We start from the raw sequence: 25217 nt of genomic DNA on the forward strand, positions 1-25217 counted from the left end.
GGGTCCTTCCGGTCAGTTGGTGGTGAACATCCGAAGCAGGGACGGCGCGACGAGGAGCGCCATGAAGATGACCCCGAGCAGCGAGCCTGGGATCGTCATTCGCTCCCCGGTGGCGTTGGCGCGGGCGATCTCCTCGTTGAGCATCGCGGTGCGCATGGCGGTCGAGCGCGCGCGAAGGGTGGCGTACACGCTGACTCCTTCCTCCCCGGAAAGGCGCATGATGTCGGCGAAGTCGTCGAGCTCCGGCAACCCGAGCTCAACAGCCAAGGTGTGCAGTGCCTCCCACGGCGGAAGGCCGGACCAGCGCGAGCGGGTGAGCTCCTCGGCCAGCCGGGTGAAGACCCACGAGTCGCCGACGGCGGCGGCGGACTCCATCGCCTGTCGGGGCCCCGAGCCGTTCTTGCGTTCCAAGGCAACGAGGTCGATGTAGGAGCCGAGCGCCCTGGCGAACTCGAGGCGAGCAGTTCGGGCGTCGTCGAGGGCGTTGTAGTTGGGAAGGAAGAACATCACTGTCGCCAAGGCGAGTGATGCCAGCGCCGGAATGACGACGGGGAAGGGGAGGCCGATCAGGCTGAAGAAGAACGCCAAGACCGGTGGAAGGACCAGGCCCAACCCGGTGAAGGTCAGTTTCTCGCCGTAGAAGCGGGCCAACGAGATCCGCAACAACGCGAGTTCACGCGTGGGAGTGCGGACCCACAGACTCGCGGGCAGCGTCCGCACGGCCCAGAGGCCGACGCGTTCCTTCCCGGAAGCGGCCTGCGCGGTCGGTGCGCTCGCGCGGACGTGATGGGGGGACAGGCGGTCGAGCGCATCCGCAAGGTCGGGGGCTGCGGGGACGAGGCGTACGACGAGCAACACGACACCGAGCCCGATGAGGCCGCCCGCCAGCAGTGCCAACTGCAGCCCGGTCGTCACGGTGTCACCTCGATCGGGTCTCCGGCGGCACTCGCTACTTCGCTTCCATCCAGTTCGTTTCTGGACGGTTCGTCCTGCCGGGGCTGTGACCTGCGGTGACTAGGCACGCTCGGGGCATTTCGTTGTCCTGACAGGGCTTCACGTTTTCTGACGACTCTGCTATGTTCACGAAATCCCATCTCAACTCCTGAAGCGGTGGTTCGGTGACTCTCACCGTGGTCCGGTCGCTGGATTCCGCGCGCAGCCTGCGTAGCAGCGTCGATGTCGAGGAGTTCGAGCAGGAGTTGATCGACCAGTACTCGCTGTCGCTGGCTGCGGTGGGGATCAACGACAAGACCGCTGCGGCGGATCGTTCGGTGGTCTTCGAGTTCGCACACTTCCTGGGGCGGCCGTTGTGGAGCGCGCAGGTTGAGGACGCCGACCGGTACCTGCGAGCAGCGCGTCGCGAACGCCGTCTGGCCACGTCGACGGTGGCGGGCAAGGCGGCCGCGTTGGCGAAGTTCTACGAGTTCGTCATCGTTCGCTACCAGGGCGACATCCACGCCGTCTTCGACCAGGTCGTGGTCCAGCCGATCGACGAGTTCAACCGGCCTCGAGCTGTGGGTGCGAAGACTGCGGGCAGGATCCCGCCACGCGACGACGAGGTCCGAGGCCTGTTCGAGGGATGGGCCGAAGCGCTGCCCACGGCACGGAAGTATCTGCCGGCGGCTCGGGACTACCTCGCAGCGTCGTTGTGGCGACGGACAGGGCTGCGGATCAACGAGACCGTGATGCTTGACATCGGCGACTGGCATCCCGAGCTCGGCAACCACGGCAAGCTCCACGTGCGGCATGGCAAGGGCAGCCGCGGTCGCGGCGCGAAGGTCCGGATCGTGCCGGCCATTGACGACGTCGACGCGCTGCTGGAGTGGTGGCTGGGTGACGTACGACCCCAGTACGGGGACGACCACGACGATCCCGAACGCGCCGCTGTTCCCCAGCGAACGACACGACCCGATGACCGGGCACTGCACCCGCATCGGTGCCGAGGCTCTGCGTACCGGCTTGGGTGACGCGGTCGGCCGCTGGCTGCCTGGATGGACCGGCCGGCTTTCGCCGCACGTGTTGCGGCACTACTGCGCCTCCCACCTCTACGAGCAGGGCATGACGCTGAAGGCGATCCAGGAACTGCTGGGACACAGCTGGCTGTCGACGACCACCCAGTACATCCACGTCCGCAGTAACCACATCGAGTCGTCCTGGGCAGAGTCGACCGAGCGAACCCTCGCACGCCTCGGCGCCACCAGGAACCGCACAAGCGGCCAGCCGAGCAGTAGGACGAGCGAGGACGAGGAGGTTTGAGGCGATGCGCTGGAACATGAGGATGAAGTCCGCGGAAGCGGGGATCTGGAAGTCGACCCAGCTGCGCCAGATGTTTGCCGACGCAGGTCTGGAGATCAGCGCGGGGAAGATGTCGGGCTGGTGGGCCGGCACCCCGACCACGATCCGGCTCGAGGACCTCGACGTGATCTGCTTCGTGCTCAATTGCACGCCCGCCGACCTGCTGATCTGCGAGCCCGAAGCGGTCGCCGCCCGCAAACCCGAGCAGAAGCAAGCGTCCGGGACGCAAGGGGCCAAGAAGACCACGCGACGCCCGGCACCAGGACGGACCCGGAGCAAGCCGCCCGCGTGAGCAAGCCCCAGATGTGCCAGGGCTGCGGGCTCAAACCGCAGGCCTACCACGGCAGGCTCGTGTGCTACGACTGCAAGCCCGGCACCAACGGGCGGCCGCTGCCGTGTCGTCGCTGCGGTGCCACCGGTGACTACTGGTCCGAAAGGCTGTGTCGGCGCTGTCACCAGCACGCGCCGCAGCTGCCCGACTCCTGTCGCGACTGCCTGGCCTGGGGTGCCACCCGCACGCTGAAGTGGCTGTGCGCGGCGTGCGTCGGCTGGCGACACCGCAACCGAGAGGTCAGCGCGTGCATCTCGTGCCGACGCGAGCTGTCCCTCAATGAGCACAAGGCATGTCGGCTGTGCTGGCTGCAGACCTTCCACTATCAGGCGCAGGCCGGCCTTCCGCGCGACGTGCTGGCCGCCAACCCGGGCAGTCAGCAGCTCTGGCTGGCCAACATGGTCGGCTATCGCAACGGCTACACACCGCATCCCCGGCGTGACTACAGCCGGCCGGAGGACCAGATCCATCCACCCGGCCAAGACCCGCGGTTCGACCAAGCCGCGCGGGAACCCGCGCGACCACGGCCTGCCGTCGATCCCGACCAGCTCGACCTCTTGGCCTACGACCGTGTTGAGGACACCGCCCGCAGCTTCGGGTTCGGTGAACCGCCGAGCATCCGCTTCGCCGAGGCCCTCGACCGGCTCGCGGTCGACCACGCCGTACGGCACGGCTGGACGGCACGGCAAACCATCCGGACCCGGATCACGTTGCGGGTCCTGCAGGCCCGCCACCGCATCGACGGCGGGCCGATCAAGACCAGCGACGTGCTCGGCCTGACCGACCTCGACCTCAGCGTTCGCTTGGCGCTCGCGGTCCTGGCCGACCACGACGTTCTCTTCGACGACCGGGTCCCGCCGCTGCACAGCTGGTTCGCCCGCCAGATCGCCGATCTGCCCGCACCGATGGCCCACGAACTGCAGACCTGGTTCAACGTCCTGCACTTCGGCAGCACCACCCCGCCGAGGAGCCACCCGCGGCACGACGTCACCATCAAGACCCGAACCCTGTGGGCCATACCGACGCTGCGCGCGTGGGCGCAGGCCGGTCACAGGTCCCTGCGGGAGATCACCCGCGACGACGTCCTCGCCGTACTGCCCGCCCAGGGCACCCCACGGGTCAAGCTCGGCGCCGCGCTGCGGTCGATCTTCACAACCCTCAAGCGCCACCACGTCTTGTTCATCAACCCGATGGCCCGGATGCGGATCGGGAACCTCGAGCGGCGGATCCCGATGCCCATCGACATCACTCGCATCCGCGCGGCCTTCGAATCCGCAGACCCGGCTACCGCAGCGATCACCACGCTCATCGGCATCCACGGGCTGCGGCCCGGTGAGGCCTGCGCGCTGCTGCTGACCGACGTGCGCGACCACCGCATCGCCTTGTCTGACCGCACGATCCTGCTGGCAGCCGAGACCAAGGCCAGGCTCGACGCCTACCTCGTCCACCGCCGCCATCGGTGGCCCGGCAGCATCAACGCGCACTTCCTGATCCACAGTCGCTCGGCCGGCACCCTGGAGCAGGTCAAGGTGCCCTGGCTGACCGACAAACTCGGCATGTCCGCCAACACCCTGCGCCAAGACCGCATCCTGGCCGAGGTCCACGCCGGCGGCGACCTGCGCCAGATCTGCGACTTCTTCGGCGTCACCATCGCCACCGCCGAGCACTACGCCAGCACGATCAACCACCCAGAACTCGACGACTTCACCAACCAGCCCTCCGGTTCGCGAACCGACACTCCATACTGAGCGGGACATCACGCGCCCACCCTCGGGTTCCCGCTGACATCGGCTTCAGTTATCGCGAACCGAGCGGAATTGCCGAGGAAGCGGGGGAGTTCTCGCCCATTCGCCATCCGGCGCATCCAGACAAGTGTCGCGACGTACGCCGAAAGCAGTCCGACGAGGAGCACCTGCCCCAGGGGACTGCCGTACGGCTCGACGTACGACCCCGACATGGCGAGGACCAGCAGGACGCCGACGCTGATCAGCGTCACCCAGCGGGCCGTGGCGCGCGGCTTGGCACGGTCCGCCTCCACCTGACGCCGAGCTCGTACGTCGGAGGCCACCGACTCGGCGAGCCCCTCGAGGACGCTCGCCAGCCCAGCGCCGCGACGTCGGGCACCGAGGATCAGATTGGCCGCGATGAGGTCGCCGGTCGAGTCGTTGAGTTCGTCCGCGAACGCACGAAGTGCTGTCTCGGTGTCCCACCGTGCCCGGAGGCGTGCGACGAGTCGGCGTACTTCATCTGCGATCGGATCGGGAGTCGATCGGGCGGTGGCGACGAGCGCCTGCTCAAGCCCGACTCCGACCGTCAGGACTCCCGCCAGCGAACGCGTCCATTCCTCCATCGCCTCCAGTCGGACGATCTGAGTTGCTGACGGAGGTGCCGAGAGCAACATTGGCAGGCCGATGACCGCGACCGGTCCGATCAGCAGCGCGAGGCCCCAGCCCGTGACGAGCCACCCGACGACGCCAAGGCCGGTGCCGAGCAGGACCTCGATTCGTCGTCGGGGCGTGATCGTGAGGCGGCCCTTGGATCCGGGCCGTGCGGTCGGACGGGCAGGTGCTGGCCGCAGGCCGGCAAGTACGCCCAGCAGGCCAGCGACGACCAGGGCTCCGGCGAGGCCAGGAATCAAGGCGATCATGGCTGAACCTCCGCGGGTTGCCCGGCCAGATAGCTGCCCAGGTCGAAACCGTGGCGGGCGAGTGCGCGGTACTCATCGGGAAGGACTCCCGGGGTCGCGACACCAGCAGCGTTGGGCGTGAAGACGTGGGTGGTGGCGTATCCGGTCTCCCGCTCACCGGGGGAGAGTGCGATGACCTCCGAGACCCGTCGGTGTCGGTGAGGTCGCTCGTTGCCACCGGTGGTTTCCAGGCTGAGCTGGACGATCAGGTCGACGGTCGCGGCGAGCTTGCTGGCGGCGAGCTCGTGCGTGACGTGGGATCCGGCCTCCATCGCGCAGGTGATCAGCTTGCGTACGGCGGCTACCGCGTCGGAGGCGTGTGTGGTGGAGATGGAGCCCGTGCCCGACTCCATCGCCTTGATCATCGCCCAGATCTCCTTGCCCCTGACTTCGCCAACGATCTGGCGGGACAGGTTGAACCGGAACGAATCGATGAGGGCCTCGTCGAGAGTGAACTCGCCCGCCATCCGCCCGTCCGGCCCGCGTTCACCCGACCCCGGACGGGATTCCCAGGCGTGGACGACCTTGTGTCGGCCGAGTTCGTGGAGATGAAGTTCGTACTCGGTCTCGAACGTGCCCAACGCCTCGAACGCGTCGATCTCGGCGCACAGAGCCCGGACGAGAGTCGTCTTGCCGGCACCCTGGGCTCCGGCGACGACGATGGACTTTCTTGCGCGTACGGCGGCGCGGAGGAACGACGCCACGGTCGGCGTCATCATGTCCCGCTGCACGAGGGCATCGAGGGTCACGCTCATCAGTCGGTGTCGGCGGATCACGACCGACGGCCTGGGCGTCACCCACGCTGCTGCCGCCAGACGGGAGCCTCCATCCAGCCGGAGGTGGAGTCGCGGTTGGGCTTCAGAGAACGACCGGGCGTTGACCTCGCTGCGCGAAGCCAGGAAGACCAGGAAGTCGATCAGTTCGTCGTCAGAGTCGGCCACAGATGGCCCGTCGATCAGGGAACCATCGATCAACTCGAGCAGTACGTTGTCGAACCCGGCGATCACGATGTTCTCCACTCGGTCGTCGTCCACGAGCGGTTGCAGGCGACCCAGTCGAAACAGGGAGTCGAAGACTGCCCGGGCGAGCGCTCGTTGCTGCTCCAGTGGCCAGGTGGCTTCGCCGGCATTCACCTGCTCCGACATCAACGATTCGACGAGATCCAGGACGATCGAGCGGCCGAGTTCCTCCTGCGCGGCCCGGTCGAGGCGGCCGCGATCGGCCGCGACGGACTGGCTCAGCTGATCGGAGGCCTGCGCTCGCAGGGTCGCCACCATCTGCCAGTTCACGGGTTGCGCTTCGATGGGAGCCCGATCGATGTCCTGCGCGAGGGATGGCCGGCTATTGACGGCGTTGATGGGCGTCGGCATCGGCTGGGCGAAAACCGGCAGCTGCGAGAGGTCGGCGTACGGGTGGCCGTTGACAGTCTCGTTGAGTCCGTTGCTGGCCGTGGTCATCGTGCTTCCTCAGCGACGAGGGCGATCTCATTGCGCGCGACCTGGGCTCGCACCGATCCGACCGCGGCCGCGAGGGCCCTGGCGTACGCACCTGTTTCGAAGCGACGGGGCGGCGCTGCGCCGCGGTGATAGACGGCCGCAGTCTCGGGCGCGTCCGGCAAAGCAGCCACGACGGGTAGGTCGAGCACGTTCGTGATCTCGGAGGACCGGTAGGGCTGCCCCTCGCCGATCATGAGAGCCGCGGCTCGTGGCCATCCCGCGCCTGGTCCCTTAACTGAGTCTGACCAGGAACGTGCCGCGGCGATGGCCGGGAGGTGGCCGCGGATCAGCAACAGGGTCAGGTCGGATGAGGCCAACAGCGGCTCGGGTGACCCGACGAGACCGAGGCGGCCCGCGTCCACGATCGCGTCCTGCCCCGTGGCGTCCAAGTCGGCCAGCGCGAGCGCGAGACGCTCCCAGACCTCGCGGAGCGCACCCACCTGTCCGTGGGCGCGGACTCCGGCGACGAAGCCCACGTCGGGTGCGAGCGGGCGGACGACCTCGCGCAGCGCATCAGCGGTGTCCAACGGGGACAGGGCCAGTTCGATCAGACCGGCGTCGTACTCGGTGGTGCCGCGCAGGAACCCGGCAAGCACTCCGGAGCCACCTGTCGGGTCGGCTTCGATGAGCACGACGGGGCGCGGCCAGTTGAGAGCCATCGCGACGGCGGTGGTGGTGACGCCGGGGGAGCCGGACGCCGAGCAGAGGGTGATGACGGCCATCAGTTGCCCTCCGCTGACGAGTCGAGGACCAGGGCAACGTTGCCTGTCACGGCACGAGCTGCCAGGACGCTCGCGTCGGCGTACGGCACGAGCACGTCGACGACCGTGTTGCCGGTGGTGTCGTCGATTCGGGTGTCGACCACCTCGGCGACGGAGAACTGCGGGGTGCCCGCCGGGTCGCCGTTCTCTCCGGGAGTGACCACGATCCGCACCTTGTCGCCGCCGCGCAGCGGTAGCGCCGGGGATTGAGCTGCGGTGACCGAGATCCCGACGATCGACTTCCCGGTCGGGGGGAGCGCCTCGTCCGTCGTCGACTCCGCTGTGAGCAACCCGCCCGTCGCGACGTCGAGCGCCGCGCGCTGGCCGATGATGGAGTCGTACGCCGAGGCCGGCAACGTTCGCAGGGCTGGATCGCCGCTGATCCGGACTCGTTGGATGTCGGCATCGGTGATGATCTCGCCGCGGTGGATGGTCCCTCGGGCTGCGAGCACTTCCTCGGTGTGGGTGGTGGACGTCCACGCCCACACGGCGAGCAGCGCTCCCAGGCAGATGGCGGAGACTCCGCCAGCGACCAGGGCTGGCCGACGTCGAAGCTTGGGTGGCGGGGTGAAGGTCGGGGCGGTGTTCGACCCCGTGCCCGGATCTGTGTCCCGGCCTGCCCGCGTGGGTGTGGTGGTCATGGTTGATCCCCGTTCCTGGTTGCGCCCGCTAGTTCACGAGCACCTGCGCTTCGCCGATCGTGATCTGTGTCGACCGGACGAGCCCGTTGAGGCGGATGGTCCCTGTCTGGCCTGCGCCGGCCCAGGTGATCACCCAGTCCGACGTCGCCGTGACCGTGTAGCTGCCGTCCGGCTCGCCACCGCTCGTCGTGGTGTAGGTGTGGCCGCAGTCGGGAGACTTCTTCTGCCCGAGCGACACGTCGTACGGCGTGCCTGCGGTCTTGCAGACGACCTCGGTGCCGTCGCCCATGTCCCAGGTGATCCGGAACAGCGTGGCCGTCGCCGTGATGGTGATTCCGCCCGCAGACGCCGTGGCCGTCAGCGGGCCGACCGTCTTCTCGGACGGGTTCTTCGCCCACATCCACACCGGCATGCCGACCAGACCGACGCTGTCGGGCCCGGGCTTCGGTGCGATGCCGATCTCGATCGCCGACAGGTGCATCGACTCGACTGCCAGTTGGGCGACCTGACCGGGCGTCGGCCCTGCCCCGGAGTTCGGGGGCGTGTCCTGAGACCAGACGGTGATGAGCAGCCCGGTCTGCGGTTGGTAGCAGTTGTAGACGGCCCCGTCGCCGGGGTCGTGTCCCTGCCAACTCGGATCCCCTGCCGGCGGCGGTGGGGTCACTGGGCTGATGTAGCAGTTGTAGCCGTTCGACCAGTAGCCCTCTGGCGCCGAGCACGGGACCGGACCTGGCGGTGGATTGGTGATGCCCTGGCTGGTGCCGTCCCAGTAGCAGGCGGACCCAGCGCCGGTGTCCTTCGGCCCGTTGTCGCCGCCGTCGCCTGGATTGCCCGGGTCGCCCGGATGACCGGGCACGTGAATCCAGATCAGGCACTCGCCTGTCGCCGGGTCGGTCTGCTGACATACGGTGTCGGCGTACCCCGTCTCGGCAAGGGACGCGGACAGGCCAGCGACTGCGAGGGCAACGATTAGGACGCGAGTCAGGATGCCGAACATGGCGACTGCTTGAGGTCTTGTCCCGTCGCGACCCGCCAACCCTTGGTCGGGTTGTCGGCGAAGTGATAGTTCGCAACGGTGTATCGAGTCCACCCGGTGTCCGGGCGGTCGGGGGAGACGATCGACGCGCCGCTCTTGTCGAGCACGTCGACTTTGCTGACGTTCCAGCAGACGTCGATGACGACCGTCGGGACCTTGCCGGCCTTCGGGTCGGAGTTGTCGAGGTTCACTGTCTGCACGATGAGTTCGGCGACACTCGTGCCGCCCGTCTGGTGGCGGCCCTGGTCTCGCTGACTACGCAGCAACGTCTGGGCCGCCCGCAGTTGGGTGCTGGTTGCGACGCTGCCGAGACGCTTCAGATCGGTCGTCGGGTCCTTGGCCAGCGCGTCAACCACCGCGAAGTATTCGCGCATCGTCGCGCTCGCTGCCGTCGTGGCCGCGTCACTGGGGTCTGTGGCTGTCGGGCTTGACGAGGGCGTGCTGGGTGAGGACGACGCCACGGTCGGTGTCGGGTTCGAGGTGGGATCCGAGCCGCCGTTGGCACAGGCCGTCACCGCGGCCAACACCAGAGCGCCGGTCGCCCATGATTTCAACCCGAGTCGATACGTCATGTGCGGTTTCCTGGTTGCCCGGGACCTTGCCGGGCCCGAGGCGCAGACGACCTGCTGCGGCGGTGCGACACATCGTCTGGTCACCACTGTAGGCCCGTTTTCGCCATCTGGCTCTGGCCACTTCTCTTCCATCACGCCCATCAGGTGTCCTCCACCTGCCACTCGCACCTTCACCTCGCACCGCTCCCTCGCGCCCGCTCCGCCTTCTGCGTCCTCCCGGTCCTCGTCCCTCGCTCCCGTTCCACCCCACCTCTTCTTGCCTTCACACGCTTTGCAGATCGAGGGGAAAGGCCGCGAATCAACTCCAGGTTGACCGGATCATCCGGCCCGGAGGGGCGAGTTCTCGCGGCCGTGTGGACGGCGCCGTGGGTTGTGGCTGCTGGAGGACGGGACCGGCCGAGCGTGGTAACTTGCACTTGTCATTGTCTAATTTATGTTTACGGCCTGGAGGTTTCGTGCCGGACGTTCCGGGCGCCGTTCCGCTGTCGCTGGCCACGGGCGTGGTGCATCTGGACGAGCCAGCGGCTGTGTTCAACGCGATGGTCGCCGGCTGGGCACGGCAGCAGAAGTCGCGGCTGCTGGGCGACTCGACGGTCGCGGCACGGCTGGCACTGGTGCGCCGGTTCGCAGCCTTCGCCGGCTCGCATCCGTGGCAGTGGACCGCGTCTGACGTCGAGGACTTCACGATGTCGCTGATGAGTGGGGGCGCGCGGTTGGCGCCCTCGACGATCCGCAGCCACCACCTGAGCTTGAAGCTGTTCTGCGACTACCTGGTCGACGGCCGCTATGACTGGGTGCGCCAGTGCGAGACCCGGTTCGAGCAGATCCCCTCGCAGGTCTGCCACGACTTCAACACCGCCGCGCACCTGGTCGAGTACGAAGGCCGACCCGAGCGGCGACCGTTCAACTACGACGAGCTGCAGAGCCTGTTCGACTACCTCGATGACCGGGTCGAGCGGGTCGCCAGGTCGGGCCGCAAGGGCGCGCTGGCGGCGCTGCGAGATGCGCAGATGGTCAAGACCGCCTACGCCTTCGGGCTGCGTCGCCGCGAGCTGTGTTTCCTCGATGTCGCCGACCTGCGACCGAATGCGGCGATGCCACGGTGGGGGACCTATGCCGCGCTGCATGTGCGCTACGGGAAGTCGAGCCGCGGCAGCGCGCCACGGCGCCGCACAGTGCTGGCCGTCCCGGAGTTCGACTGGGTCATCGACGGGCTACGCCAATGGGTGGAGCAGGCGCGGCCCCGGCTGGCGCCCGGGCAGCGGGGCGAGTTGTGGCTGACCGAGCGCGGGCAGCGAGTGGCGCTGAAGACGATCGATCGCCGGTTCTCAATCCTGCGTCAAGGAGCCGGGTTACCGGCCGATCTGACGTTGCACTGTCTGCGGCACTCCTACGTCACCCACCTGATCGAGTTCGGGTATCCCGAGCGGTTCGTGACCGAGCAGGTCGGCCACTCCTACGCCTCGACCACCGCGATCTACACATCGGTGTCCAACGACTTCAAGACCAAGACCCTGCAGAGCGCGCTGGCGCGCGTCTACCCAGCAGAACGAGCCGAGGAGAACTGATGGCGGGCAACAAGATGGTGGCGCACTGGAACCTTCGCCAAGTCATGGCCGAGCGCGGCATGTTCGCCACAACCGATCTGGTCGAGCCGCTGCACCAACGCGGGGTCGAGCTGTCGCGGCAGATGATCCACCGGGTCGTGACCAAGACGCCGCAGCGGATCAACATCGACCTGCTCGCGGCGTTGTGCGACATCTTGGACTGCACCCCCAACGACCTCATCGAGATGCGCGTCGTGCAGGCCGCCCGCCCGGCCGCGGTCAACGACGCCGGGCCCGGGATCGGCGACCTGAGGCCCGTCCGGACGAAGGTCCGTCGACCGGGTGAATGACCCCGACCAATCTGGCCAGTCCAACCAGTCCAACCAGTCCAACGATGATCCGGCCTGCTGGATCTGCGACAACCAGACCAACTGGCAGCGATACGAAGTCCCACAAGGCGCGCTGTGCTTGGGCTGCGGCCGGCGACGGCACTACCACCCGGCCGCCTGTCCGGTCTGTCGCGAGCTGCGTCCGCTGGCCTGCCTGGAGGACGAGCTCGTCGTGTGCGCCGGCTGCGCCGGCGTCCCGTCGCCCTTCGCCTGCGGCGAGTGCGGGAGCGAGGAACACCTCTATGGCAGGTATCGGTGCGCCCGCTGCTTCCTGCGCGAACGCCTCACCGCGCACCTGAGCGACCCGACCACCGGCGAGATCCACGAGCGGCTGCGGCCGCTGTTCGACATGATGGTCAACTCCGAGCGCCCCCAGACCACGATCTGGTGGCTACGCAAGAAGCCGAGCATCGGCGCCGACCTGCTGGGGCGGATGGCCCGCGGTGAGGTCGCGATCAGCCACGACACCTTCCGAGCGCTGCCGCAGCACCAGGCCCGCGGCTACCTGCGCAGCCTGCTCGCCGCAGCCGGAGTCCTCGAGCCCTTCTACCCGCACGTGGAACGCATGGAGGCCTGGCTGGAGGGGTTCCTGGGCGAGGTGCCCGAGCATCATCGAGACCTGTTGCGACGCTACGGCCGCTGGCGCGTCCTGCGTGACATGCGACGAGCCGCAACCCGAGGACGGCTGACCAGCAGCGTGGCCCACAGCGGTCGCCGTCGCGTCCGCGTCGCGGCCATGGTGCTGGCCTACTTCGACCAGCACCGGGCGACCGCGGCCGAGGCGACCCAGGCCCTCCTGGAGCGCTACATCGCCGAGTCCAGGCTCGTGATCAGTGCCGAGCACAGTTTCATCGCCTGGCTGCGCGACACCCGGATCAACACCAACCTCAAGATGCCGACCACCAGGCGACGGACCGAACCGGAGATCACCGTCGGTGATGACCACCGCTGGGCGGTCGTCGAGCGGCTCCTGCACGACGCCAGCATCAAGCGCTACACCCGCATCGGCGGGCTGTTCCTGCTGCTCTTCGCCCAACCCCTATCGCGGATCGTGGCGATGAAGACAAGCCAGATCAGCCACATCGACGGCGTCCTGCACGTCACGTTCGCGACGATCCCCATCCCGATGCCGGGACCCCTGGACGCGCTCATCGTCGAGCACCTCGGCGAGCGCGGCATGAGCCTGCACGGCTCACGAGGAACGGGCTGGCTCTTCCCCGGCGGCAGCCCCGGACAGCACCTGAACACCGAGAACTTCCGATACCAGCTCGTCGCGATCGGGATGAAGCCCTACGAAGGACGCAAAGCCGCGCTGTTCCAGCTGGCTGCCGACATGCCCGCGCCCGTCCTGGGCGAACTGATCGGCATCAGCCACAACAACGCTTCTGACTGGGCCCGACTCGCCGCACGCGACTGGCGAAGCTACATCGCCGACCGGGACCGCTGAACGGCTATTCGCACCATCCGGATACGTTCCCTTCGCCAACTCTGTGGATGACGACGCGCACCTGAGGGCTGGAGAGGCGGTGCGGGTCATGACGGTGTCGTTGAGGCGTATGTCGGCCGGTCGCGGCTACCAGTACCTGCTGCGCTCCGTCGTCTCCGGCGACGGCAACCGATCGCTCACTACGCCGCTGACCCGCTACTACTCCGAAGCCGGTACGCCGCCCGGCCGATGGCTCGGCTCGGGGCTGCACGCTCTGGGTGGTGACCTCAAGCCGGGCATGGAGGTCACCGAGGCGCAGCTGGCGCTCTTGATCGGAATGGGCCGCGACCCGGTGACGGGGGAGCAGCTCGGGCGGGCGTACCCGACGTACAAGTCGCTGGGGGAGCGGATCCGCGAACGGGTGGACGCGCTCGACCCGGAGATGACGCTCGAGGACTGCGCCGACGAGACCGCCCGGATCGAAGCCGAGGAGGCAGCGGGCGGCGTACGCCAGGCGGTCGCTGGGTTCGACCTCACCTTCAGCGTTCCGAAGTCGGTGTCGGTCCTGTGGGGCGTCGCCGACGCGGCCACCCAAGAGCGGATCGCTGAGGCGCACCACGCGGCGGTCGCCGACGTGCTGGCGTTCTTCGAACGCGAGGTGGCAGCCACGCGAGCCGGGGTGAGCGACGGCGACGGCGCCGTCGCGCAGGTCGACGTCGCAGGGGTTGCCGCCGTGGCGTACGACCACTACGACTCCCGGGCCGGCGACCCGCAACTCCACACCCACGTGGTCGTCTCTAACAAGGTGCTGACGCCGATGGACGGGCGGTGGCGCAGCCTCGACGGACGCCCGGTCTTCGCCTCGGTCACGGCGCTCTCGGCGCACTACAACGCCGTCCTGGCTGACCGGCTGACGCGAGAGCTGGGGGTGAGGTGGGAGATGCGTCAGCGGGGGCCGGACCGGAACCCGCAGTGGGAGGTCGTTGGGGTCTCCGAGGAGCTGATCCGCGAGTTCTCCAGCCGCAGCCGGGAGATCGAGATCGCGAAGGATCGGCTGATCGCGGACTACCTGGCGGCGCACGGCCGGATGCCGTCGGAGCGCACGATCGTCGAACTGCGCGCGCAGGCGACGCTCGAAACCAGGCCGCCGAAGGAGATCCGGTCGCTTGCTGACCTGACGGAAGAGTGGCGCGCCCGTGCCTCCCGCAGCCTCGGGACTGACGCGCCTCGGTGGGCCGCGTCCGTGGTCGGGGTCGACCTCGTCCGTCCGATGCGGGCTGACGACATCCCGCTGCCGCTCATCGAGCGGATCGGCGGCGCCGTGGTCGAGCAGGTGAGCATCAAGCGGTCGACGTGGTCGCATTGGAACCTGATGGCCGAGGCATCCCGGCTGACCATGCATCTGCGCTTCGAATCGGCCGAGGACCGAGAGGCCATCGTCGGCATGGTCATCGACGCCGCCCAGCTGCAGTCGGTGTCGCTCACGCCTCCCGAGCTTGCCCTCAGCCCGGAGGCCTTCACCCGTGCAGACGGAACCAGTGTGTTCCGTCCCAAGCACTCCGTGAAGTACTCGTCGCACGACGTGCTCGCTGCGGAAGACCGGCTGCTCAATCAGTCCGAAGCAGTGACTGCGCCGACCGTGAGCCCGTTGATCGTCGACCGCGTGCTCCGCCGTGTTCAGAAGCTCAGCCGCGAACAGGGTGCAGCGGTCGCGAGCATCGCGACCTCGGGCCGACAACTCGACCTGCTGGTCGGTCCCGCGGGTGCGGGGAAGACGACCACGATGCTCGCCCTTCGCCGCACCTGGTCGGCCGAGCACGGACAAGGGAGCGTCGTCGGGCTCGCCCCCTCAGCCAACGCGGCCGAGAACCTCGCGGACGAACTCGGCATCACCTGTGACAACACGGCGAAGTGGCTCCACGAGCATGAGCGCGGCAACACGGCGTACCAACTTCGGGCCGGGCAACTGGTGATCGTCGACGAGGCCACCCTCGCAGGCACCACCACGCTCGACCGGTTGAGCACGATCGCAGCCCAGGCCGGCGCCAAGATGCTGCTCATCGGGGATGCCTACCAACTCTCGTCAGTCGACGCCGGCGGAGCCTTCTCGCTCCTGGCATCTCGCCGCGCCGAAGCTCCAGAGCTCACCGAGATCCACCGCTTCAAGCACGGTTGGGAGAAGGAGGCGTCACTCGCACTGCGCCGCGGCGACACCGAGGTGATCGGGACGTACGCACGGAAGCAGCGCATCCACGAAGGCGACACCGACCACATGCTCGACGCCGCCTACGAGGCATGGCGAGCCGACAGCGCGGCCGGTCGCGCCAGCGTCCTCGTCACGGAATCGGCTCACGCGGTGCGTGCCCTCAACGAGCGTGCTCGGGCAGAGCGGCTGATGATCGACGGTGCCGAGGACGGTCGAGAGGTATGTCTGGCTGGCGACGTCCGGGCATCGGTCGGGGACCTCGTCATCACGCGCCACAACGACCGCACCCTGGTGGCGAAGCCAGGTGGGTGGGTCAAGAACGGCGACTGCTGGCGCATCACCGACGTTCGCGGCGACGGATCCGTGGTCGTGCGGGCAGTCGGGGCGCGTCGACGCACAGTCCTCCCCGCGGCATACGTGGGGGAGCACCTTGACCTCGGGTACGCCATCACGGCGCATCGAGCTCAGGGCGTCACCGTCGACACCGCCCACGTGGTCGTGACGGCATCGACGACCAGGGAGAACCTGTATGTCTCGATGACCCGCGGCCGTCAATTCAACATCGCGTACGTCGCCCTCGACCAACCCGACGACAGCCACTCGACACCCGAGCCAGACGACGTCACCGCACGGACCGTCCTATACGGGGTTCTCCAGCACAAGGGCGCGAACCTCTCGGCTCACCAGACCATCGGGGCCGAACAGGAGGAGTACGGCGGCATCGGCCGGCTGGCTGCCGAACTCGAGACCATCGCCGCTGACGCTCAGCACGACAGGTTCGTAGAACTGCTTGCCCGTTCCGGGCTCACGCCCACGCAGCACGAGGCGCTGACGGCGTCGACCGCGTTCGGTCCGCTCTCGGCCGCGCTACGCAGAGCCGAGGCATACCACCACGACCTCGAGATGGTGGTCCCTCGGATCGTCGCCCAGCACACGCTGGACGATGCCGACGACATCGCTGCCGTTCTCACCCACCGGCTCACGAAGACCACCGCTCAGACCCCGCGCGGACTACGGCGCCAGCCGCACCTCATCGCCGGCCTCATCCCAGAACCGCTTGGCCCGTTGGATGAGGACGATCGTCAGGCCATCACCCAGCGTGCCGCCCTGATCGAAACCCGTGCTGGGGCGCTCGCCGAGCAGGCTATGGCGGACCGAGAGCCTTGGACTCGCCGGCTGAGCGTGTCCCAGCCCGGATCCGCGGACCAGGAGAACCGGATGGCGGGTCTCTCCACCATCGCGGCCTACCGCGACCGCTACTGCGTCACGTCTGATCTTCCCGTCGGTGGGGGAGCGGACAGTGATGCCCAGCGTGCCGACCGCGAACGGGCACTCCAAGCCCTCCGCCGCGCTGAGCAGCTTCGTGGCGAGAGCCCGCAGCCAGGTTGGGCCGTCAGCGTGGAGGCACAAGCCCTTGCCGCGCCATAGCCGTCCATACCGTTGAGTTCTCCACAGTTGCCGGCACTGGGTGAGTGTCCCCGGGCGTGCGAGACGTAGTCGTGGAGCATGTTGCTCTTGATCGCGATCCCAGTCTTCGTGGCCGTAGCCGCCTTCCAGCGCTACCTCGCCACCTATGCCCCGACGAACATCCTGATCCGACGCGTTGGTTGTTCGCCGGCTCGATTCCGGACCGCGACAAGGCTCGCCGCGCTCGCGGTCGTCCTTCTCCTGGCCATGCGCGGCGTTCAGGTCTGCGTCAGCGCCGGTAGGCCCGCCTGGCTCAATCTCGTCGCTCTCGTGCTTGCGTGGGACGCCATCAAGATCGGGTGCAGCGCTATTGGCGTGGCCCTGCGCAGCCTCGTTGGCCGTACCGACCGTCAGTCGGCCCGCATCGACGCCCACACGGCATCGGGGCTCGTAGGATCGTCACGTGTCTGACGACCTCTCGCTGTTCGGTGACGACGAGCGCCCCGAACCTCCCGCCCAGGCATCGGCTCCCGCGCCCGCGGCGGACTGGCAGGTCGACCTTCTGCGGAAGGCACTCAACGCCCGGGGCCTGACGTCGATGGCCGAGCGGCAACAGGCCATCGAGACGGCGGCCGGCCGGGCCGTGGAATCTCTGCGGGCCCTCACCCACGATGAGGCCCTGTCGGTCCTGAACCGGCTGGGTCCGGCGCCGACCAAACCGACGGCGTCCTCGTCGTGGGACGACCGCGATGAAGACACCTGGTTAGACCGGCTCTGATCCGCCCCTGTCCGGTCGGCCGCGCCTCCAGATGCTCCGGATGCGCCCTGAGAAGATCACGAAGGTGCCGAGACACCGCTGGTGGAGCGGAGCTGTCGGTGGGTTCGCGTAGCGTTCGTGGACTGTCAATCAGGAGGTTCGATCGGTGCAGTTGGAAGAGTTCAAGCCGGGTCTGCGGATCGATGGGCTGATCCCGGCCGAGGTCATCACTGTTGTTGCCGTGCAATGGCATGGCACCGACGCGCTGGAGCTGACCTACAAGTACTCCGCTGGCGGGCTCGGCCAGCAGGTCGTGTTCCGCAAGGATGAGGGCACCCTCTCGGCCGCGCAGACCGGTAGCCGCGCGTTCGATGCGACGGCGAGCGACTTCAAGTTGGTCGCCGAGGCGCAGCGGATCACTCTGGCCGGCCTGTTCGACCCGATGCTCGCCGTCGCAACGAGTGATGTGCAGCCGCTCCCGCACCAGATCCAGGCTGTCTACGGCGAACTCCTGCCGCGCACACCACTGCGGTTCCTCCTGGCCGACGACCCCGGTGCCGGCAAGACGATCATGGCCGGCCTCTACGTCAAGGAGCTGTTGCTCCGCGACGACGTCAAGCATTGCCTCATCGTCGCGCCGGGCGGCTTGGTAGAGCAGTGGCAAGACGAGCTGTTCTTCAAGTTCGGGCTGCGCTTCGACCTGCTGACGAACCAGTTGATCGACGCCAACGTCAACCTGAACGTCTTCGAGTCCAACCCGCTCCTGATCGCGCGGATGGACCAGCTCTCCCGCAACGAGGAGTTGCAGGCGCAGCTCAAAGAAACCGAGTGGGACCTCATCATTGTTGACGAGGCACACCGGATGGGTGCCCACTACTTCGGCGGCAAGTTGGAGAAGACCAAGCGCTTCCAGCTCGGGGAGATGCTCGGAGACATCACGCGTCACCTGCTGCTGATGACCGCCACCCCTCACTCCGGCAAGGAGGAGGACTTCCAACTCTTCCTGACCCTCCTCGACCGCGACCGGTTCGAGGGCAAGAGCACCAAGTCAGCGGACCTTGATGGCGTCATGCGGCGCCTCACTAAGGAAGACCTGCTCACCTTCGAGGGCAAGAAGCTCTTCCCGGAACGCATCGCCGAAACCGTGCCCTACGAGCTGACAGCCTTGGAGTACGACCTCTACGAGGACGTCACCCACTATGTCCGCGAGGGAATGAACCGCGCCGAGAAGCTGGGCGGCAAGCGCAAGAACACCGTTGGCTTCGCCCTCACTGTGCTCCAGCGCCGACTCGCATCCAGCCCCGAGGCGATTTACCGGAGTCTCGTACGTCGTTCGGAGCGGTTGGAGCGCAAGAAGCAGGAGATCCTCAACGGCACCTACTTCGACACCGACCCCAAGGTCGACCTCTCGGACCTGGACTCGGACGACTTCAATGCCGAGGAGATCGAGGAGATCGAGGAGGAACTACTCGACGCAGCCACCGCTGCGCAGACAGTCGAGGAGTTGAACGCCGAACTGATCGAACTCGCAGACCTCACCAAGACGGCCAAGCAGGTCCGCGACATCGGCACCGACCGCAAGTGGACTGAACTGTCCACGATCCTCCAAGACAATGCGCTCATCACCGACGAGAACGGATGGCCGCGCAAGTTCATCATCTTCACCGAGCACCGCGACACCCTCGACTACCTCCATCGCCGAATCACTTCACTAATCGGGCAAGCCCGACGCCGTCCGCGCGATCCACGGAGGTGTACGCCGAGGCGAGCGTCGTCTGATCACCGAGGAGTTCACCAAGAACCGCGACGTCCAGATCCTGCTCGCCACCGACGCCGCCGGCGAAGGCCTCAACCTTCAAGCCGCGCACCTGATGGTCAACTACGACCTGCCGTGGAACCCCAACCGCATCGAGCAGCGCTTCGGCCGCATCCACCGCATCGGCCAAGAGGAGGTCTGCCGGCTTGTGGAACCTCGTCGCCTCCAACACCCGCGAGGGCGAGGTCTTCACCCGGCTGTTGGAGAAGCTCGAACAGATGCGCCAGACCTACGGCGGCAAGGTCTTCGACGTCCTCGGCGAAGCATTCACCGAGACCCCACTGCGCACCCTTCTGCTTGAGGCCATCCAGTACGGCGAACGCCCAGACGTGAAGGCCAAGATGCACGAGGTCATCGACGCCTCCGTCGGCGACGGACTCAAGGACCTGCTCGACGAGCGAGCCCTCGCGTCGGAGAACCTCGCAGAGGCTGACCTCCAGGCGCTGAGAACGGCGATGGACGAAGCCCGCGCACGCCGTCTCCAGCCGCACTACATCGAGCTCGCATTCAAGGCAGCGTTCAACCGCCTCGGTGGCCGGATCGTGAAGCGGGAGCAGGGTCGCTACGAGATCGCCAACGTGCCCCAGCAGATCCGGGCAGCAGGCAAGGGCCGATTGCCACCAAGTACGACCGGGTGACCTTCGAGTTGGGCAAGGTCGGCGGCGAGGACCTGACCCGAGCCGACCTGCTCGCACCCGGTCACCCGCTCCACGACGCTGTCATGGACGAAGCAGTCCGCCAGTTCGGCGGCACCCTCAACCGAGGCACCGTCCTGGTGTCCTCGACCTTGGAGGAACCGAACCTGCTCGTCGGAGTGATCGAGGAAGTCGCTGACGCCACCGGCGGGTCCGTGTCACGACGATTCGGCTACGCCTTCGTCGACAGCTTCGGCACCGTCACCCCAGCCGGCCCTGCTCCGTACCTCGACTGCGTCGCAGCACCCGACAGTCCGGCCACCGACGCCGCCCGTGCTTTGCCCTGGCTCGCCGATGCCGAGGACACGGCCACGAGCTGGATCATCGCCAACCAGTTGCCCGAGTACCTCGCCGAAGTCCAGCCGCGACGACTCGCCGAGCTGAGCAAGGCCCGCGCCCTCGTCACCAAGCGACTCGAAGGACGAACGCGACCGCCTCCTCCTCGATGCCGCCATCGCATCGGAGAAGGAGCAGGCGGGCGACAAGCCGAAAGAGTCGTCGGAGAGCCTCAACCGCAAGGCCATCGAACTCGACGTGCGCCTACGCAAGCGCCTGGAGTTGCTCGACCAGCAGCAGCTCATGTCGACCAAACCGCCACGCATCGTCACCGCCGCACTCGTGCTCCCGGTCGGGATGCTGGAAGCCGACCTGCCCGCCACCGCACCTATCCACGCCAAGGAGACCAAGGAAGTCGAGCGCCGCGGCGTTGACCTGGTCCTCGCCCGGGAGCGAGAGCTCGGTCGCAAGCCCGTCGAGCAGGCGTTCAACAACCCCGGCTTCGACATCCTCTCGACCGACGCGAAGGGCGACACGTTCCGCATCGAGGTCAAAGCCCGCATCGACGGAGCCACCGACTTCTTCGTCACCCACAACGAAGTGATGACCGGCAAGAACGCCGTACCGCGCTACCGCCTCGCCCTTGTCCGCGTCGACCCACGCGGAGCGCAGCACGACGAGGTCCGCTACCTCGATGACCCATTTGCCACTACGGACCTCGGCGACTTCGACGCAACCGGCGTCCGGGGTGACTGGGCGAAGCAATGGGCCAAGGGGAAGCAGCCGTTCTGATGCCGGTGATTCCTGACTTCGAGATCGTGTGCGGTGAACCGAACTCGTGGGTTCACGGCAAGGTCGACGGCGTTGAAGTGACTCGCGCGAGCTTCAAGGAGTGCGACGAGCCCTACCGACGCGAGTTGATTCAGCTCGACACGCCGCCGGAGCACCGGCGACGCGGATACGCCTTGTCGCTCCTGCAACACCTGGAGCAAGCCGAACCACCGGGTCCGCTGATCGACAGCCCGGTCGGCATGAACACCGACGCCGGTGTGGCGACAGTGAGAGCGGCTCGTGGCAGGGGCGTAGCGATCCATGAGTTCGGGTGCTATCGAAACGGCGTCGGCTGCCGCTGCATCCTGAAGGCTCAGATGTCCTGATCGATGTCGCTCGGCGTTGTCGAGTGCGCTGCGATCACGGCAATGCGACCGTTCTGAAGATTGGCTGCTACGAAGTCGCGCACGTCTTGAACGGTGATCCCGCTGCTGCCAACCCAGCCCTTCTTGACTAGCTCGGCGAACTGGTCGTTGCTGAGCCAGCGGCGGAGGTTGTCGTGGGTGACTGCGCCGCCCCCACGAGGCCCGATGAGTTGGCCGCCGTCGTGGAGCCGTTTGAGAAACTCCGATGGCACGTAGAGGCCGCGTGTCAGGTCGGCTTCTCGAAGCGGTGCAACGACTGGGTAGGCGAATTTAGTGAAGGTAGAGCCGGGTCCGAGTCGGTATGCGATCGGGTCTGTCCCGCTGGCAGAGGCTTGTCCGAAGACGTCGAAGGCAACCATGCGCTTCAACTGATCCGGCAGTCGTTGGTCCACGCCTGCAATGCGAAGACGGCCCTCGGCTTCCATGCGCTTGTACTGCACCACGACGAAGCAGTCGTAGTCGTGGCTGTAGTAGATGAGGTCAACGCCAGTCGCGGACTCGATTCCGGTGGCGTTGACGTTCATGACGTCGAGAGTGTGCTCGCGATCTGTGAATCGGACGATGTCCTCGCGCTGCGGCTCGGCATCCATGCCGGGGAAGTTGCGCAAGTCGTTGTCGATGAGACTCGCCTCTGACGGGGCGAGCCGCAGCTCGGCCAATGGGCTCTCGCCCGGCATTGGTGCTGTGCGCATCGGTGCGAGATCCATGTTGCTGAACATCAACGCTGTGCCGATGGCGTTGGTGTGATCCTGCCGGACTTCGTCGGCCAGGCGTGGCAACATCCACTCCGGCCGTCCGTCATCTGACGGCCACTCGCCAGCGCCGATCCGCGCTTGGATGGCCGTCCGTAGGGCGTTCGATGCCGCAGGTGAGAGTGACCCTCCCCGGCGGCGGGCGGCAAGCTCCTGAACGGCGTCGGCTGAGCGCCCAAGTTCGGCCGAGAGTCCAGTCAGGAGGATTGGGGTCCCTAACTCCCTGACTGCACTGAGCACCCACGTCGCGTCCAGATTGGTACGCGCGCCTCCTGACCTGACGAGCCCGAGGTGCGAGATGACGACCTCACCCTCGATGTTGTCAGTGACGAGGACCGCTACCCGCCCCAACCCTGGGCTGTCGACCCCACGGTCAGCGGCAAAGCTGATGGCCTCGCGTCCACGGACGAGCTGCTCGTCGAGCTCCGCCGCCGTGAGCACAATGACGTGCAGGCGATGGGAAGCGGAGTCGGACATGCTGACCATTCTCCCATCGGGCTAGACCCGAGGTCGGCGGCGCGTGTCCGGTTCCTGCCGACTCTGTCGGTCGTCACCGATAGGTTTGATCGCAGGTCGTGGCGCTTCGGCGCCGCTTAGTCATGCTCGGGGACGGGCAGAGGGGTCGTTGTAGTGCAGAGCTTAAGCTGATCGAGGTGGCGTTACCGCTGGAGGCGATCAACCGCGAGTCGGCCCGTGAGAACTACATCTACCGGGGCAACCCCAGCGCGGTTCACAAGTGGTGGTCGCAGAAGCCTCTGGCGACCTCGCGGGCCGTGCTCTTTGCGCAACTCGTTCGACGATCCTTCGTCGCGACCCGACGAATTCCCGACTGAAGCGCTCCAGCGAACTGAGCGCGAACGGCTCCACTCGCTGTTAGAGCGACTGGTCGTGTGGGAGAACGCTTCCGACGGCGAACTTCTCGCTGAAGCCCACGCTGAAATTCTTGAAGTCTTCGAACGGCAAGTTACCGATCATCCTCGATCCCTTCGCCGGTGGCGGGACCATTCCGCTGGAAGCGCAGCGCCTGGGACTTGAGGTGGTCGGCGCGGATCTCAATCCGGTCGCCGTTCTTATTGGTCGAGGGCTTCTCGAGTATCCGGCCGTCTTCGCGGACCGTGGCCCTGCATTTCCAGGGCTTGCGGAGTCTGAGATTCGTGTCTGGACAGGGGCGGCGGGCTTGGCTGCAGACGTCCGAGCGTATGGTGACTGGATCCGCTCCCAAGCGGTTCAACGGCTTGCCAGCGACTATCCCGCCGTGGACGGCAAACGCCCAATCGCGTACCTGTGGACCAGGTCGGTCACGTGTCCGAACCCTGCATGCGGCATCGAGATGCCACTGGTCAGCAAGTGGTGGGTCAGCAAGCGCAAGAATCGCAAGATCCACGTCGTACCGCGCGTAGTTCAGGATCCCACTTGCCCATCGGGCCAACGGGTCTCCTTCGAACTGGTAACGCAAGGAGATCCGCCCAATGCGACAGTTGGTCGCACTGGGGCGTCTTGCGTCGCTTGTGCCGCGGCGGTGCCCCTCAATTATGTCCGCTCCGAAGGACAGGCGGGCAGACTCAAAAGTCTTCTGATGTGTGTTGTCACCGAGGGTGATCGGCTTCGTGAGTATTGGCCCGCCGATGACCTTCAGATCACCGCGGCCGATGTCGCCCGTCCTGATGACGTTCCGACAGGGGCGTTGCCGATGAACCCCCGTGACTTCAAGACGCCGAATTACGGCATGTCAACGTGGGCCGACTTGTTTACGAACCGTCAGCTGCGGGCGTTGACGGTGTTCAGCGACCTAATCGGGGAAGCGCATGCGAGAGTTCTTGCCGACTGTGGTGACGCGAAGTATGCGGCTGCGGTGGCGACGTACCTAGCGTTCGCGCTCAGCAAGATCACCGACTATGTGAACTCGCTTTCGGGTTGGTACCCGCAAGAAGACAGGCCCACCCATCTCTTCACCCGGCAAGCTATTGCAATGGTGTGGGACTACGCTGAGCTGAACCCGCTGTCGGACGTCGGCGGCGCGTGGCTACGCTCCGTGAAGGTGGTAAGCGAGGCCTTCGAGACGCTTGCTCCCTCCCGCCCCGGAACGGCATTGCAGGCCGACGCGGCCACGGTCGACTTCGGCGGCAAAGTTGTGTCGACCGACCCGCCGTACTACGACAGCATCAACTACTCCGATCTGTCCGATTTTTTCTACGTCTGGCTCCGTCGGTCGCTGCGTGACTTACACCCTGAGCTGCTTGGGACCATGTTGGTGCCGAAGGCGGAGGAGTTGGTTGCGAATCAATACCGGCATGACGGAAAGCAAGGAGCGAAGGACTTCTTTGAGAAGGGCTTTCGGGAAGTCTTCGCCCGTGCGAGGGAGTCGGCGTCCGACGAGTTTCCGATGACTGTGTATTACGCCTTCAAGCAGTCCGAGTCAGATCTCAATGGTCTGGCATCGTCTGGCTGGGAAACGCTGCTCGAAGGGATGATCCGATCGGGGTGGGAGATCACCTCGACGTGGCCGATGCGAAGTGAACGCAGCGGACGCATGATGAGCATCAAGATGAATGCATTGGCATCCTCGATTGTGCTGTCTCTCCGTCCTAGGCGCGCGAACCTTGGAACAACCGATAGGCGCGGATTCATTGCGGCGCTCGAAGCGGAACTCCCATCCGCTCTTCGGATACTTCAGCAAGGTCAAGTGGCTCCAGTCGATTTGCCCCAGGCAGCGATTGGTCCCGGCATGTCGGTCTTCAGTCGGTACAGCGGAGTGCTTGAGCCGGATGGCTCCAAGATGACGGTTCGTTCCGCGCTCGCACGCATCAACGAGATTTTGGATGAGGTTCTCAATGAGCAGGAAGGTGACTTTGACTCAACGTCACGTTTCGCGATCCAGTGGTACCGACAGCGCGGCTACAAGGTCGGTCCCTACGGCGAGGCTCAGAGCCTC

General features: G+C 66.7%; 24 protein-coding genes and 1 pseudogene. 17 read left to right on the plus strand and 8 right to left on the minus strand.

The window, feature by feature from the left end:
* Positions 1 to 12 precede the first annotated feature (12 nt).
* Entirely contained in the window at positions 13 to 915 is a 903-nt protein-coding gene (locus tag V9G04_11615) for a type II secretion system F family protein (GenBank protein ID MEI2713903.1), read from the minus strand.
* Positions 916 to 1118: 203 nt separating this feature from the next.
* Here V9G04_11615 and V9G04_11620 point away from each other — a divergent pair, with 203 nt between their 5' ends.
* The 4 genes from V9G04_11620 to V9G04_11635 are packed head-to-tail and all read left to right on the plus strand — an operon-like array spanning position 1119 to position 4374.
* A complete protein-coding gene (locus V9G04_11620) occupies positions 1119 to 1967 on the plus strand; it encodes a site-specific integrase (protein ID MEI2713904.1) in 849 nt (282 codons plus the stop codon).
* Positions 1912 to 2256, plus strand: a complete 345-nt coding sequence (locus V9G04_11625) for a tyrosine-type recombinase/integrase (protein MEI2713905.1) — start codon at positions 1912 to 1914, stop codon at positions 2254 to 2256. Before V9G04_11620 ends, V9G04_11625 begins: the two co-directional genes overlap by 56 nt.
* Before the next feature lie 4 nt (positions 2257 to 2260).
* Positions 2261 to 2587, plus strand: coding sequence for a helix-turn-helix transcriptional regulator (locus V9G04_11630; protein MEI2713906.1), 327 nt, complete (start codon positions 2261 to 2263; stop codon positions 2585 to 2587).
* Positions 2584 to 4374 carry a hypothetical protein gene (locus tag V9G04_11635; GenBank protein ID MEI2713907.1) on the plus strand — a complete coding sequence of 597 codons (1791 nt, stop codon included), beginning with the start codon at positions 2584 to 2586 and terminating at the stop codon, positions 4372 to 4374. Before V9G04_11630 ends, V9G04_11635 begins: the two co-directional genes overlap by 4 nt.
* Positions 4375 to 4382: 8 nt before the next feature.
* On the opposite strand, the gene V9G04_11640 is transcribed toward V9G04_11635, so the two are convergent.
* The 6 genes from V9G04_11640 to V9G04_11665 are packed head-to-tail and all read right to left on the minus strand — an operon-like array spanning position 4383 to position 9818.
* Complete coding sequence (locus tag V9G04_11640; GenBank protein ID MEI2713908.1) at positions 4383 to 5273, minus strand: type II secretion system F family protein; 891 nt, start codon at positions 5271 to 5273, stop codon at positions 4383 to 4385.
* On the minus strand, positions 5270 to 6769 hold the full coding sequence (locus V9G04_11645; protein ID MEI2713909.1) for an ATPase, T2SS/T4P/T4SS family: 1500 nt from the start codon (positions 6767 to 6769) through the stop codon (positions 5270 to 5272). The genes V9G04_11640 and V9G04_11645 overlap by 4 nt, the downstream gene beginning before the upstream one ends.
* Positions 6766 to 7530 carry a hypothetical protein gene (locus V9G04_11650; protein ID MEI2713910.1) on the minus strand — a complete coding sequence of 255 codons (765 nt, stop codon included), beginning with the start codon at positions 7528 to 7530 and terminating at the stop codon, positions 6766 to 6768. The genes V9G04_11645 and V9G04_11650 overlap by 4 nt, the downstream gene beginning before the upstream one ends.
* Positions 7530 to 8210 carry an SAF domain-containing protein gene (locus V9G04_11655; GenBank protein ID MEI2713911.1) on the minus strand — a complete coding sequence of 227 codons (681 nt, stop codon included), beginning with the start codon at positions 8208 to 8210 and terminating at the stop codon, positions 7530 to 7532. The genes V9G04_11650 and V9G04_11655 overlap by 1 nt, the downstream gene beginning before the upstream one ends.
* Positions 8211 to 8238: 28 nt before the next feature.
* Positions 8239 to 9207: a hypothetical protein gene (locus V9G04_11660; protein ID MEI2713912.1), complete on the minus strand. Its 969-nt coding sequence runs from the start codon at positions 9205 to 9207 to the stop codon at positions 8239 to 8241.
* Positions 9192 to 9818 (minus strand): hypothetical protein, encoded by a 627-nt coding sequence (locus V9G04_11665; protein ID MEI2713913.1) that lies wholly within the window; start codon positions 9816 to 9818, stop codon positions 9192 to 9194. The genes V9G04_11660 and V9G04_11665 overlap by 16 nt, the downstream gene beginning before the upstream one ends.
* A gap of 455 nt (positions 9819 to 10273) precedes the next feature.
* On the opposite strand from V9G04_11665, the gene V9G04_11670 reads away from it, so the two are divergent.
* The 11 genes and pseudogenes from V9G04_11670 to V9G04_11720 all read left to right on the plus strand — a co-directional run bounded on the left by V9G04_11670 (position 10274) and on the right by V9G04_11720 (position 21494).
* A complete protein-coding gene (locus V9G04_11670; protein MEI2713914.1) occupies positions 10274 to 11386 on the plus strand; it encodes a tyrosine-type recombinase/integrase in 1113 nt (370 codons plus the stop codon).
* Positions 11386 to 11715: a helix-turn-helix transcriptional regulator gene (locus V9G04_11675; GenBank protein ID MEI2713915.1), complete on the plus strand. Its 330-nt coding sequence runs from the start codon at positions 11386 to 11388 to the stop codon at positions 11713 to 11715. The genes V9G04_11670 and V9G04_11675 overlap by 1 nt, the downstream gene beginning before the upstream one ends.
* Positions 11708 to 13201 (plus strand): hypothetical protein, encoded by a 1494-nt coding sequence (locus V9G04_11680; GenBank protein MEI2713916.1) that lies wholly within the window; start codon positions 11708 to 11710, stop codon positions 13199 to 13201. Before V9G04_11675 ends, V9G04_11680 begins: the two co-directional genes overlap by 8 nt.
* Before the next feature lie 88 nt (positions 13202 to 13289).
* Positions 13290 to 16814 carry a MobF family relaxase gene (gene mobF, locus V9G04_11685; GenBank protein ID MEI2713917.1) on the plus strand — a complete coding sequence of 1175 codons (3525 nt, stop codon included), beginning with the start codon at positions 13290 to 13292 and terminating at the stop codon, positions 16812 to 16814.
* Between the two features lie 78 nt (positions 16815 to 16892).
* Positions 16893 to 17264, plus strand: a complete 372-nt coding sequence (locus tag V9G04_11690; protein ID MEI2713918.1) for a hypothetical protein — start codon at positions 16893 to 16895, stop codon at positions 17262 to 17264.
* The gene (locus V9G04_11695) at positions 17257 to 17571 is read left to right on the plus strand and encodes a hypothetical protein (protein ID MEI2713919.1); all 315 of its coding nucleotides are present in this window, start codon (positions 17257 to 17259) and stop codon (positions 17569 to 17571) included. Before V9G04_11690 ends, V9G04_11695 begins: the two co-directional genes overlap by 8 nt.
* Positions 17572 to 17992: 421 nt before the next feature.
* Positions 17993 to 18523: pseudogene (locus tag V9G04_11700) on the plus strand (DEAD/DEAH box helicase).
* An 805-nt stretch (positions 18524 to 19328) separates the two neighbouring features.
* Complete coding sequence (locus V9G04_11705) at positions 19329 to 19667, plus strand: C-terminal helicase domain-containing protein (protein ID MEI2713920.1); 339 nt, start codon at positions 19329 to 19331, stop codon at positions 19665 to 19667.
* On the plus strand, positions 19585 to 20004 hold the full coding sequence (locus V9G04_11710; protein ID MEI2713921.1) for a hypothetical protein: 420 nt from the start codon (positions 19585 to 19587) through the stop codon (positions 20002 to 20004). The genes V9G04_11705 and V9G04_11710 overlap by 83 nt, the downstream gene beginning before the upstream one ends.
* 591 nt (positions 20005 to 20595) lie before the next feature.
* Positions 20596 to 21129, plus strand: a complete 534-nt coding sequence (locus V9G04_11715) for a DUF3883 domain-containing protein (GenBank protein ID MEI2713922.1) — start codon at positions 20596 to 20598, stop codon at positions 21127 to 21129.
* Positions 21129 to 21494: a hypothetical protein gene (locus V9G04_11720; GenBank protein ID MEI2713923.1), complete on the plus strand. Its 366-nt coding sequence runs from the start codon at positions 21129 to 21131 to the stop codon at positions 21492 to 21494. Before V9G04_11715 ends, V9G04_11720 begins: the two co-directional genes overlap by 1 nt.
* Here V9G04_11720 and V9G04_11725 read toward each other — a convergent pair.
* Positions 21482 to 22771 carry a hypothetical protein gene (locus V9G04_11725; GenBank protein ID MEI2713924.1) on the minus strand — a complete coding sequence of 430 codons (1290 nt, stop codon included), beginning with the start codon at positions 22769 to 22771 and terminating at the stop codon, positions 21482 to 21484. The two genes, V9G04_11720 and V9G04_11725, sit on opposite strands and share 13 nt — an antisense overlap.
* A 167-nt stretch (positions 22772 to 22938) precedes the next feature.
* Between V9G04_11725 and V9G04_11730 the strand changes: the two genes are divergently transcribed.
* Complete coding sequence (locus tag V9G04_11730) at positions 22939 to 23118, plus strand: DUF1156 domain-containing protein (protein MEI2713925.1); 180 nt, start codon at positions 22939 to 22941, stop codon at positions 23116 to 23118.
* Between the two features lie 110 nt (positions 23119 to 23228).
* On the plus strand, positions 23229 to 25217 hold a 1989-nt coding region (locus V9G04_11735; GenBank protein MEI2713926.1), incomplete at its 3' end, for a hypothetical protein.

The sequence above is a fragment of the Nocardioides sp. genome (assembly GCA_037045645.1).
In the GTDB taxonomy this organism is placed as follows: domain Bacteria; phylum Actinomycetota; class Actinomycetes; order Propionibacteriales; family Nocardioidaceae; genus Nocardioides.